Annotated in this window: 9 protein-coding genes; 4 read left to right on the top strand and 5 right to left on the bottom strand. The window is 71.2% G+C overall.

Annotated features, from left to right (window positions below; genetic code table 11):
* Positions 1 to 188: 188 nt before the first annotated feature.
* The 3 genes from ABD220_RS14315 to ppsA form a co-directional block, all read right to left on the bottom strand.
* Positions 189 to 929 carry an MBL fold metallo-hydrolase gene (locus ABD220_RS14315; RefSeq protein ID WP_344123656.1) on the bottom strand — a complete coding sequence of 247 codons (741 nt, stop codon included), beginning with the start codon at positions 927 to 929 and terminating at the stop codon, positions 189 to 191.
* Positions 930 to 1,394: 465 nt separating this feature from the next.
* Positions 1,395 to 2,240 (bottom strand): pyruvate, water dikinase regulatory protein, encoded by an 846-nt coding sequence (locus tag ABD220_RS14310; RefSeq protein ID WP_344123655.1) that lies wholly within the window; start codon positions 2,238 to 2,240, stop codon positions 1,395 to 1,397.
* 78 nt (positions 2,241 to 2,318) lie between these two features.
* A complete protein-coding gene (gene ppsA / locus ABD220_RS14305; protein ID WP_344123654.1) occupies positions 2,319 to 4,718 on the bottom strand; it encodes a phosphoenolpyruvate synthase in 2,400 nt (799 codons plus the stop codon).
* 637 nt (positions 4,719 to 5,355) lie between these two features.
* Between ppsA and ABD220_RS14300 the strand changes: the two genes are divergently transcribed.
* The 4 genes from ABD220_RS14300 to ABD220_RS14285 all read left to right on the top strand — a co-directional run bounded on the left by ABD220_RS14300 (position 5,356) and on the right by ABD220_RS14285 (position 10,285).
* Positions 5,356 to 6,615, top strand: a complete 1,260-nt coding sequence (locus ABD220_RS14300) for a M24 family metallopeptidase (protein WP_344123653.1) — start codon at positions 5,356 to 5,358, stop codon at positions 6,613 to 6,615.
* A 147-nt stretch (positions 6,616 to 6,762) separates the two neighbouring features.
* Positions 6,763 to 7,539, top strand: a complete 777-nt coding sequence (locus tag ABD220_RS14295) for a creatininase (protein ID WP_344123652.1) — start codon at positions 6,763 to 6,765, stop codon at positions 7,537 to 7,539.
* Between the two features lie 7 nt (positions 7,540 to 7,546).
* Positions 7,547 to 9,289, top strand: coding sequence for a BCCT family transporter (locus ABD220_RS14290; RefSeq protein WP_344123650.1), 1,743 nt, complete (start codon positions 7,547 to 7,549; stop codon positions 9,287 to 9,289).
* 165 nt (positions 9,290 to 9,454) lie between these two features.
* Complete coding sequence (locus tag ABD220_RS14285; RefSeq protein WP_344123648.1) at positions 9,455 to 10,285, top strand: IclR family transcriptional regulator; 831 nt, start codon at positions 9,455 to 9,457, stop codon at positions 10,283 to 10,285.
* 12 nt (positions 10,286 to 10,297) lie between these two features.
* Here ABD220_RS14285 and ABD220_RS14280 read toward each other — a convergent pair whose 3' ends face one another.
* Positions 10,298 to 11,491: an acyl-CoA dehydrogenase family protein gene (locus tag ABD220_RS14280; RefSeq protein ID WP_344123646.1), complete on the bottom strand. Its 1,194-nt coding sequence runs from the start codon at positions 11,489 to 11,491 to the stop codon at positions 10,298 to 10,300.
* The gene (locus ABD220_RS14275; protein ID WP_344123644.1) at positions 11,488 to 12,162 is read right to left on the bottom strand and encodes a TetR/AcrR family transcriptional regulator; all 675 of its coding nucleotides are present in this window, start codon (positions 12,160 to 12,162) and stop codon (positions 11,488 to 11,490) included. The genes ABD220_RS14280 and ABD220_RS14275 overlap by 4 nt, the downstream gene beginning before the upstream one ends.
* Between the last annotated feature and the right edge of the window lie 22 nt (positions 12,163 to 12,184).

Below are 12,184 nucleotides of genomic sequence, written 5' to 3'. Positions count from 1 at the left end.
CACAGTTGCCGACACCGGCAACGGCCACACGAATGGGATGGTGGGACACGGGACTCCTTTTGTCGTGAGGCCGACCGCGCCGACCGTGCGCCGGTGCGGGGTGCCTCTTGGTGGTGGTTGAGGTGCGAGGGGACGTCAGGGTGTGTCCCGGCGCGGGCGACGACCCGGGCCGGGCCGGCAGGGGTCTGTCAGTGACCGCGGGCGATCCACTCCTGCAGGTGGGGTTTCTCGGAGCCGATCGTGGTGGGCTCACCGTGCCCGGTGAGGACCTCGGTGCCCTCCGGCAGGGTGAGCAGACGGCTGCGGATGGACTCGATGATGACGTCGAAGTCGGAGTAGGACCGCCCGGTGGCCCCGGGCCCGCCCTGGAACAGGGTGTCCCCGGAGAACAGCACCCCGTTCTTCCCGAGGGCGGGAGCGGAGAAGCACACCGAGCCGGGGGAGTGCCCGGGGGTGTGGAGGGCCACCAGCTGCGCTCCGGCCACCGTGAAGCGGTCGCCGTCGGCGATCCCGGCGTCGAAGCGGGCCGTCGGGTGGACCTGATCCCACAGCATCGCGTCGTCAGGGTGGAGGTGCACGGGCGCGCGGAGGGCCTCGCTCACCTCGAGGACGGCGCGGATGTGGTCGTCGTGGCCGTGGGTCAGGAGGATCGCTCGTGTGTCGCGGATCCCCACCGCCGCCGCGACGGCAGCGGCGTCGTGAGCGGGGTCGATGACGATGCACTGCTCGTCGTCACCGACGATCCAGACGTTGTTCTCGACCTCCCAGGTGCCCCCGTCGAGGGAGAACGTTCCCGCGGTCACCAGCCGTTCCACTCTCGCCCGACCGGAGGAGCCGTCCCCACCGGTCGAGGCGGTCGTGGTCTGCGCGCGCTCGGGGCGGCCTACGTCCGGCACCGGCATCTGCCCGGAGACGCAGCCCGAGCTCATGGCGCCGCCTCGAAGACATGGTGGGTCCGGGAATCGGGTGCCGTGTCCACGCGCAAGGTCCGGACCCTGCCCCTGGACACCGTGTGGTGAGCTCGGTGCATCAGGTCTTCCTCTCCGTGTCAGGGGTCCGGCCGCTGTCCGCAGTGGCCGTTGGCCGGCGGGCGGAGGCCGACCGTGGACCCCGCTCGCCACCGCGGATCAGGCTCAGCTCATCTGGTGCAACGCGTGTCGTAATGCGCAACGCTGCTCGTGGGAAGAGTCTCCGGGGGATCATCCTCCCTGTCAAGGGACGCCGGGAAGGACGCCTCCGCTCAGAGGCGATGTCGGAAACGCGCACCGCAGTCGTGCCGGCCTCGTGCGCTCCGGCCTCATCCAGCGGCGCACGAGCGCCGGCAACGGTCCCCGGGGGTGCGGGCCACCTGCGGCCGGACGGGACGTCCGGCCGCAGGCGCGCGTGGTGCACCGTCACCGAAGGTGGCCGGTCTGTTCGTGGTCGACCTCGGCGAGCTCCATGCGGTCGAGGATCGTGGCGGAGATCTCCTCGACGGACATGGAGGCGGAGTTGACGTGGGGAATGCTGTTGAGGGCGTACATCTCCTCGGCATTGCGCAGTTCCCACGAGCACTGGGGGAGGGAGGAGTAGACGGTCGACGGTCGTCGCTCCTGGCGGATCTGGCTGAGTCTGAGGGGTTGTGAGGTGAGCCCGAAGCACTTGCGCCTGTGGGGGGAGACGGGTGCCGGCAGAGCCCGGCGTTCGAAGTCCTCGTCGACGAGGGGGAAGTTGGCGACTCGGACGCCGTGCTGCAGGGCCAGGTACATGCTGGTGGGGGTCTTGCCGCAGCGCGAGGGGGCGATGAGGATCAGGTCGGCCGTCTCCAGGGCGCGAATGGACTGGCCGTCGTCGTGCTCCATGGCGTACTCGACCGCGGCCATCCGCGTCTGATAGCGGATGGCGTCGCCGAGCCCGTGGGCCCGTCCCGGTTGGAGGTTCGCGGTGGCGTGCAGGGCGGTCTCGAGCTGGGGGAGGTGGGTGCCGAAGAGGTCCACGAAGAAGCCCTGGCTGCCGGCGAGGAGGCCGCGGATGTCCGGGTCGACGACGGTGGAGAACACGACCGGCATCCGCCCGGTGGCGGCCACGGCGTCGATCCGGGCCGTGACCTGCCGTGCCCGCTCCGCCGTGTTGATGAACGGCACGGTGTGGCGCTCGAAGCGCTGTTGGGGGAACTGGGTGATCAGGGTGTTGCCCAGGGTCTCGGCGGTGATCCCCGTGCTGTCCGACAGGAAGAACGCCACCGGGCAGGTGTCGGTCACTGGTTGGTGTGCCTCTCTTGTGGTGTGCCCGCGCGAGCAGCCCGTCCCGCGCGCGGGGCGCGCGGGACGGGCGGTCTCTCAGGCGCTGGGCTGGTGGGTGGTGCGGGTCAGGGCCAGCCAGGTGTCCACCACGGCGTCGGGGTTCAGCGAGAGGGAGTCGATGCCCTGCTCCAGCAGCCAGGCGGCCAGTTCGGGGTGGTCGCTGGGGCCCTGGCCGCAGATCCCGACGTACTTGCCCTTGGCCCGGCAAGCGGTGATGGCCATCGCCAGCAGCTTCTTCACGGCCGGGTCGCGCTCGTCGAAGGAGGAGGCGACCAGGGCGGAGTCGCGGTCCAGGCCCAGGGTGAGCTGGGTGAGGTCGTTGGAACCGATGGAGAACCCGTCGAAGTGCTCCAGGAACTGCTCGGCCAGCAGCGCGTTGGCGGGCAGCTCGCACATCATCACGATCTCCAGCCCGTCGACCCCGCGGGCCAGGCCGTTGGCGGCCAGCAGCTCGATGACGCCCTCGGCCTCGGCGAGGGTGCGCACGAACGGGACCATGAGCTTGATGTTGTGCAGCCCCATGGTGGTGCGGGCGTGGACGACCGCTTCGCACTCCAGTTCGAAGGCCGCCCGGAAGTCCGGGGACAGGTACCGGGAGGCCCCGCGGAACCCGAGCATGGGGTTCTCCTCGGCCGGTTCGAACTGAGGTCCGCCGAGCAGGTTGGCGTACTCGTTGGACTTGAAGTCCGACAGCCGGATGATCACCGGTTCCGGGGCGAAGGCGGCGGCGATCGTGGCGATGCCCTCGGCCAGGCGTTTGACGTAGAAGTCCCGGGGGCCGGCGTAGGCGGCGATCCGCTCCTGGATCTGCGCGGCGACGTCGGCCGGCAGGTCCGGGCTGCCGTTCTCCAGCGCGAGCAGCGCCAGGGGGTGGATGCCGATCTGGCGGTTGATGATGAACTCCAGCCGCGCCAGGCCCACCCCATGGTTGGGCAGCTGGGCGAAGCTGAACGCCTGCTCCGGGGTGCCCACGTTCATCATCACCTTCAGCGGGGCCTCGGGCATGGCACCCAGGGCGGTCTCCTCCACGGTGTAGTCCAGCAGCCCGGCATAGACCAGTCCCGCCTCGCCCTGCGCGCAGGAGACCGTCACCGGGTCCCCCTCGGCCAGCACCGCGGTGGCGTTGCCGGCCCCGACCACCGCCGGGATGCCCAGTTCCCGCGCGATGATCGCCGCGTGGCAGGTGCGCCCGCCGCGGTCGGTGACGATCGCGGCGGCCTTCTTCATGATCGGCTCCCAGTCCGGGTCCGTCATCGAGGCCACCAGCACGTCCCCGTCCTGGAAGGAGCCCATCTGGCCGATCGAGGACAGCACGCGCACCTGCCCGGCGCCGATGCGCTGGCCGATCGCCCGGCCCTCGGCCAGCACCGGCCCGTCCTCGTGGAGCCGGTAGCGCGACACGGCCCCGCCGCCCCGGCGCGAGACCACCGTCTCGGGGCGGGCCTGCAGGATGTACAGGGCCCCGTCGGTCCCGTCCTTGCCCCACTCGATGTCCATCGGCCGGCCGTAGTGGTCCTCGATCGCCACCGCGTACCGGGCCAGCTGCTCCACCTCGGCGTCGGTGAGGCTGAACCGAGCGCGCAGATCCGCCGGGACGGGCACGAATGCCACGGTCTCCCCCAGCTCCGCGGAGTCCGTGTAGGTCATCTGCAGGGCCTTCTCGCCCAGCCCGCGCTTGAGCACCGCCGGGCGGTTGGCGGCCAGTGCCGGCTTGTAGACGTAGAACTCGTCCGGGTTCACCGCCCCCTGCACCACCGCCTCCCCCAGGCCGTAGGAGGAGGTGATGAACACCGCTTCGGTGAACCCGGACTCGGTGTCCATGGTGAACATCACCCCCGAGGCGCCCACGTCCGAGCGCACCATCTTCTGCACCCCGGCCGAGAGCGCGACCTCGGCGTGGGCGAAGCCGTGATGGACCCGGTAGGCGATCGCCCGGTCGTTGTACAGGGAGGCGAAGACGTCCTTGACCGCCGCCAGCACGTTCTCCACTCCGCGCACGTTGAGGAACGTCTCCTGCTGCCCGGCGAAGGATGCATCCGGCAGGTCCTCGGCGGTGGCACTGGAGCGCACCGCCCAGGACACCTCCACCCCCGCCGGCTGGGCGGCGGCCAGCTGCGCGTAAGAGGCGCGGATGGCCTCCTCCAGGGCACCCGGCAGCGGCGCGGACCGGATCAGCGACCGGATCCGGGACCCCGCCGCAGCCAGAGCCCCCACATCGGCGGCGTCCAGACCCTCCAGGACCTCCGCGATCCGCCCGTCCAGCCCGTCGGTGGCCAGGAACTCACGGAAGGCAGTCGCCGTCGTGGCGAACCCGCCGGGCACCTTGACCCCGGCCGCGTCCAGATTGCGGATCAACTCCCCCAGCGAGGCGTTCTTGCCCCCGACCTCCTCGAGGTCGGACAGATCGATCTCGGTGAACGGCAGAACATGGGTCATCAGAATCGTGCTCCTCAGGATGCGTTCGAGCGGGCGTCGGTCGTGTCGTCGGGGAACGTGGCGTGCCGCGCCCCGCCCAGGACGGCGGTCTCACCGTCCGATCAGCGGTCTCCGGCGGGGGGCATCGGTGCCGCCTCCGCGTCCATCGACCGGTTCGCGCCCCGTGTCACCACGGGCCGACCGCGGCGCATGTCCTGCCCCACCTCATCGTGAGGCAGCCCACACCGTCGTCGCCAATAGATATATCACTTATATACGAGGCGCGGAAGAATGTTGCGGCCCTGCGGGGACGGTCCCTTCCCCCACCGGGCCGGTCGAGGCAGGGGGCACATGCCTCTGTTGCGTTCACTGCAACATCTTTGCATATCAATCTCGTCGACTCCTGTCCGAATCCGCGAGTTCGGCGAAATCTCCCCAGGACTCTTGACCGTGGTGCACGTCACTTCCTACAGTGAAGCAACTCGGTTGTGATGAGCGCAACAAAAGTCACCCGAGGGCGACGGGACCAAAAGCTACGGGGCGCCATGACGCTCTGCGCTCCCACCGACGGGACGTACGACCCCGAGTCCGTGGTCCGGCGCCTCCCCCGATCCACCCAGGACAGTCCGTCCGGGGTCCGCTCCACGAAAGGACGACCATGACCACCTCGCCCACCACCGCCCCCGCCGCCTCCGTCGCCGAGCTCGAGCGCCTGAAGGTGCTGCACAACGGGCAGAAGGAGAAGCTGACCTTCTCCGACGCCGAGTTCGAGCGCCGCCTGACCGGCCTGCGGCGGATCATGGCCCAGCAGCAGCTCGACGCCGTCATCCTGACCAGCTACCACGGCATCAAGTACTACTCCGACTTCCTGTACACGACGTTCGGCCGCAACTACGCCCTGGTCGTCACCGCCGACGACTCCGTCACGGTCACTGCCAACATCGACGCCGGCATGCCGTGGCGCACCAGCTACGGCGAGAACATCGTCTACACGGACTGGCGCCGCGACAACTTCTACTACGGGCTCCAGGAGGCCCTGCGCCAGCGTGGCGTCACCGCCCGCCGGCTCGGCGTGGAGGACGACGCCCTGCCGCTGCTGACCCGCCGGCGCATCCAGGCCGCCTTCGAGGGCGCGGAGCTGCTCGACGTCTCCCAGGACGCCATGCGCCAGCGCATGCTCAAGTCCGCCGAGGAGATCGAGGTCATCAAGCAGGGCGCCCGCATCGGGGACCTCGGCGGCGAGGCCATCCGCAACGCGATCCGCGAGGGCATCAGCGAGTACGAGGTCGCGCTGATCGGCACCGAGGCGATGGTCCACGAGATCGCCCGGACCTTCCCGCACCGCGAGGTCCGCGACACCTGGGTGTGGTTCCAGTCCGGGATCAACACCGACGGCGCCCACAACTGGGCCACCACCCGCACGCTGCGGCGCGGGGACATCCTGTCCCTGAACTGCTTCCCCATGACGTCGGGCTACTACACGGCCCTGGAGCGCACCCTGTTCCTCGGTGAGCCGGACGCCCGCTCGCGGGAGCTCTGGGAGGTCAACGTCGAGGTCCACGAGCGCGGTCTGGAGCTGATCAAGCCCGGCGCGGTGTGCAAGGACATCGCCGCGGAGCTCAACGAGGTCTACATCTCCCACGGACTGCTGGCCAACCGCACCTTCGGCTACGGGCACTCCTTCGGCGTGCTCAGCCACTACTACGGCCGTGAGGCCGGCCTGGAGCTGCGCGAGGACATCGACACGGTGCTGGAGCCGGGCATGGTCGTGTCCATGGAGCCGATGATCACCGTCCCGGAGGGCCAGCCGGGCGCCGGCGGCTACCGCGAGCACGACATCCTCGTCGTCGGCGAGGACGGCGCGGAGAACATCACCAAGTTCCCGTACGGCCCCGAGCACAACATCGTGTCCGCGTAGCCGGCGACCGGAGGCGGCGGCGCCCACGGTGCGCCCCCGCCTCCTCGGCACCTCCCCGGCCACATCCGCCCCGGCCACATCCACCCCCGCCACATCCACCCCCGCCACATCCACCCCCGCCACATCCACTGCAACGGAAGGATCACGGTGGTCACCACACGTTCTCTCGAGGACCTCGACGCGCACAGCTATCAGGAGTACGTGGCCACCGGCCAGGGGCTGGTGCTCATCCCCGCCGGAGCCACGGAGCAGCACGGCCCCCACATGCCGCTGGGGGTGGACGCGATGCTCTCCCGCGCCATCTCCTTGGCTGCGGCGGACGAGCTCGACGCCCTGGTGGCGCCGGCGTTCGCCTACGGCTACAAGTCCCAGCCCCGGTCCGGCGGCGGCAATCACCGCGCCGGCACGGCCAGCCTGTCCGGGCAGGCGCTCGTGCTCCAGACCCAGGACATCGCCCTGGAGTTCTTCCGCCACGGCGTCCGCCGGCTCGCGGTGGTCAACGGCCACTTCGAGAACTATCAGTTCCTCTACGAAGGACTGGACCTCGCGGTGCGGCAGGCCCGGGCCCTCGGCCTCGAGGGCAGCAGGGCCATGCTGCTCTCCTACTGGGACTTCGTCGACGAGGACACCCTGGCGGCCGTCTTCCCCGACGGCTTCCTCGGCTGGGACATCGAGCACGGGGGAGTGCTCGAAACCTCCCTGATGCTCCACCTGCACCCGGACAAGGTCGACATGTCACGGGCCCCCGACCATCCCCCCGCTGAGCTGACCCCCTACGACATATTCCCCGAGGACCCGGCCCGGACCCCCGGCTCCGGATGCCTCTCCTCTCCGGCAGGCGCCACTGCAGAGCGCGGCGAACTGCTGCTCCACACCGTCCGTTCCGGAATCGTCCGGGCGGTCACCAGCGAGTTCGGGAAGTGAGATCCAGATGAAGAAGCCAGACGCCGCCGCGGCGGCCACCACCGAGGCCGTGACCGTGCCGCGGTTCCGGGGCCGGAACCTGCCCGCCCTGGACCGGGCCGTGATCACGGTCCTCCCGCCCCTGCTCATCATCGCCGTGCTGGTGGTGGTGACCATGAACCCGGGCGGCGCCGCCGAGGCCATCTCCACGGCGCGCACCTTCGTCACCGGCAGCTTCACGTGGCTGTTCATCCTCTACTCGCTCGTGGCGGTCGCCGTCTGCGGGTGGCTGGTCGTCAGCCGCGTCGGCGCGATCCGCCTCGGTGGTCCGGACGCCCGTCCGGAGCACGGCAAGTTCGCGTGGTACTCGATGCTCTTCGCCTGCGGGCAGGGCATCGGCCTGATCTTCTGGTCGGTCGCCGAGCCGATCCTGCTCCGGGACGAGAACCCCGTGGTCCCCGCGGACCGGGCCGGCTCGGCCGAGGGGGCCATGGTGTGGTCCTACTTCCACTGGGGACTCACGGCCTGGGCCATGTACTGCGTGGTGGCGGTCTGCCTCGCCTACTCCCACCACAACCTCGGCAAGACCCTGACCTTCCGCGAGGCCACGGTCGACATCCTGCCGAAGTGGTCCCAGCGCGGGGCCGGCGTGGTCGTGGAGCTGCTGGCCATCATCGCCACCGTCCTCGGCCTGGCGACGTCCTTCGGCTTCGCCGCCCTGCAGTTCAGCTCGGGGCTCGCGTCCTTCACCGGGCTGTCGCCGAGCTCGGGCACCTGGCTGCTGGTCATCCTGGGCCTGGGCGGGCTCACCGCCGTCTCCGCCTTCTTCGGCATCAACAAGGGCATGAAGCGGATCAGCGAACTCAACTCGGTCCTGAGCATCGTGCTGCTCGTGGCCGTGTTCGTCTTCGGTCCCACGATCTTCCTCGTCTCCAACATCACGCAGACCTTCGGCTCCTTCGCCGCCAACTTCCTGCCGATGAGCTTCTGGACCGACGCCGGGGCCGCGGGTCAGGGCATCTCCACGTGGCAGGACAGCTGGAACGGCTGGTGGACCGTGTTCATCTGGTGCTGGGTCATCGCCTTCAGCCCGTTCGTCGCCGGCTTCATCGCGCGCATCTCCCGTGGTCGCACCATCCGCGAGTTCGTCATCGGCGTCACCGTGGTCCCCTCCCTGATCGTGATGGCGTGGATCGGGGTGATCGGTTCGGCCGCCCTGCACTACGACGACCGCAGCGACCGCGGCATCTCCGCGGCGGTCGCGACGGACACCTCCAGCGGCCTGTTCGTCATGCTGGAGTCCGTGCCCGTCGTCGGTTCGCTGCTGCTCGTGGTGGCCACCGTGCTCGTCGCCACCTACTACGTCACCTCCCTGGACTCCGGCGCCCACGCCCTGGCCGAGTTCGTCTCCGCGCCCCGCCGGGCCGGGCCGTTCTTCCGCGTGGTGCTCGTCGCCAGCATCGCAGCCGTCGCGGTCACCCTGCTCACGCTCGGCGGCACCGCGGTGGTCGACACGGTGCAGACCGGCACCATCATCGGGGCCTTCCCGTTCTCCTTCGTCATCCTGTTGATGATCGCCAACCTGGTCCGCCGGCTGCTGACCCGCACCGCGGAGACGGAGCGCCTGGAGCGGGAGGTCAACGACCCCTCGCCGGACGGGGCCGGCGGGGACGCCACGGCCGTGGCGCGGGTGCCCGCGCAGATCCCGGCCCGGCAGCCCGTGGTCCCCGCCGGACGGGAACCGGTCCCGGACGCGCTCGCGCGGCCGTGACCGCCGCCCACGCCCAGCGGCGGCCCCGACGACGGCCACGGCAGGCAGCCGTCCTCGGGTTCCAGCGCCGTCACGGGTGTCCGGGGGCGGGACCGCGACACGCGGTCCCGCCCCCGGACACCCACGGTGGCGCGACCGCCCCCGTGCAGGAGAATGAGAGATCCTATGACTGAATCACCAGCCAGCGCCTCCTCGCGCGAAGCCCGCGCCGCATCCGTCGTCTCCCACGCCCTGCGGGTGCTCCGCTGCTTCTCCGTGGACGAACCGACGCTCGGGGTCACCGAGATCGCCGCCCGCGTGGGTCTGCACAAGAGCACCGTCTCCCGGCTCCTGACCACCCTGGAGGGGGAGGACGTGGTGGAGCGGGACCCGCAGACCCGGCGCTACCGTCTCGGGCTCGGGCTGATCTCCGTGGCCGGGCCGCTGCTCGCGGAGCTGGACGAGCGGCGGGTCGCGTACCCCGTGCTGCTCGAGCTCACCGAGCAGACCGGTGAGACCAGTGCGCTGCTGGTCTGGAACGGGGACCAGGCCGTGTGCGTGGAGCAGATCCCCAGCCCGCGCCAGATCAAGCACACCACTCCGCTGGGCACCCGGTACAGCACGGCCCTCAGCTCCTCGGTGCAGCTCTTCCTCGCCGAGCAGCCGCCGGAGCGGGTCCGGGCGCTGCTCCTGTCCGGCATCGTCGAACTGCCCGACCCCACCGAGGCGAGCATCGACGTCTACCTGGAGTCCCTGCGGCAGGTCGCCGAGGACGGGGTGGCCCTCAACGACGGCAAGACCTCCGTGGAGGAGGTCGGGGTCGCCGCCGCCGTCCGCGACCACCGGGACCAGCTCGTCGCCGCCGTCATGGTCGCCGCCCCGCGCTACCGGGTCACGCCCGAACAGGCCGAGCTGCTCGCCGCCGCCGCCGCGGCCGCGGCCCGGGAGGTGTCCCAGCGGCTCGGTGCCGCGCCGGGGGCCCGCCGGGCCGGGCGGGCGTCCCTGGAGGCGCGCTGACCCGGAGGCTCCTCACACCTCGTCGGCCACGGCCCGGCCGATCGTCTCCCGCAGGATCTCGCTGGTGCCCCCGAAGATCGTCAGCAGCCGGGACGCGAGGTAGGCCTGCGCCACGGGGTAGTCGAGGATGTAGCCGTACCCGCCGTGCAGCTGGAGGCACCGGTCGGTGACGGACCTCGCCCGCTCGCCGGCCCAGTACTTGGCCTTGGACGCCCCGACCACGTCGAGGGCCCCGGCGTTGAACGCGTGCACCGCCCGCTGCACGTAGGCCTCGGTGACCTCCACCTCGACCGTCAGCTCCGCGAGCTCGAAGCGGGTGTGCTGGAAGTCGAGCACCCGGGAGCCGAAGGCCGTGCGCTCGCCGGTGTACCGGAGGGTGCTCTCCAGGGTCGAGCGCGCCACGGCGCTCGCGGCGACGGCGACCGCCAGCCGCCCCTGCGGCAGCACCTGCCGGATCTGCCGCAGCCCGCAGCCCTCGGCGCCGACGAGGTTCGCGGCGGGGACCCGGACGTCCTCGAAGAACAGCTCGGCGGTGTCCGAGGCCTTGATCCCCATCTTGTCGAGCTGGCTGCCGGTCTCGTAGCCGGGGGAGTCCGCCTTGTGCACCAGGAACAGGCTGAGGCCGTCCTCCCCGGCGCGCCCGCTTCCGCCGTCCGTGCGCGCCAGGACCAGGGCGGCGTCCCCGCTGATCCCGTTGCCGATGAACGTCTTCTGGCCGGTGAGCACCCACTCCTCGCCCTCGCGCACGGCGCGGGTGCGCACCCCGCGCAGGTCCGAGCCCGCGCCCGGCTCGGTCCAGGCCACGGAGGTGACGAGCTCCCCCGTGAGCATGCGCGGCAGCCACCGCTGCTTCTGCTCGTCGGTGCCGTGGGCGAGCAGGTGGGGCAGCACCCAGTCGTCGTGCAGGTGCAGCGCCAGGGCCACGCCGAGGGCGCCCTGGCGGACCAGCTCCTCGTCGAGCACGGCGCGGAAGCGGTAGTCCGTCAGGCCCATGCCCCCGTACTCCTCGGGTACGGCGAGCCCGAGCAGGCCCGCCTCGCCGGCGGCCGTCCACAGGCTGCGGGGCATCATGTGCTGGGCGTCCCACTGCGCGTAGTGCGGCGCCACCTCGCGGGTCGTGAACTCGCGGGCGACCTCGCGGAACTCCTCGTGCTCCTCCGCGTAGAACGACGGGTCGAAGGGCCGGCCGGCCGGGGTCTCGGTCACGGAGTGCCTCCTGTGCTGGTGGGGGTCGGACCGAACGCGGTGCGCAGCGCGGCCCAGGTCATCTCCTCGAGGGCGGCCCGGGCGACGTCGAGCCGCCCCGCGTCCTGCGGGGCACGCAGCCGGCGCGCCGTGCGCAGGGAGTGGGGGGTCGAGTTGATGAGCCCGAAGGCGGCCTGCGCGCGCAGGGTGAGCTCCGCGACGTCGCGCGCGGGAGCCAGCTCGCGCAGGGCGTCGACCCACAGCGTCACGTAGTCCCGCTGCAGGAGGCGCACGGCGCGGCGGTCCTCCTCGGTGAGGTTCGGCAGCTCCCGGTCCTGCACCACGATCACGGCGGGGCGGTGCAGCGCGAACTCCACCTGGAAGGAGACGAGCGACCGCAGCCGCCGGGCCGGATCGGGGGAGCGGGCCACCACCTCGCGGCCCCGGTCGAGCAGATCGGAGCTGACCTCGAGCAGGATCGCGCCCAGGACCGCCTGCTTGCTCGGGAAGTGCCGGTAGACGGCGGGGCCGCTGACCCCCGCGGCCGCACCGATGTCGTCGATCGAGACGCCTGCGTAGCCGCGCTCGGCGAAGAGCGCCGCGGAGGCGGCGAGCAGGTCCTCGCGCCGCTGGGCCTTGGCCTGCCCGCGCACGGTGGTGGACGGGTTCGGGCTGCGCTGCGTCGTGGGCACGGGTCCTGCTCTCGGGCTCGGA

Source organism: Kocuria aegyptia, from assembly GCF_039530085.1.
Lineage (GTDB): Bacteria > Actinomycetota > Actinomycetes > Actinomycetales > Micrococcaceae > Kocuria > Kocuria aegyptia.
Note: the sequence above shows the minus strand (reverse complement) of the source record. Positions and strands in the feature narration are given on the sequence as shown.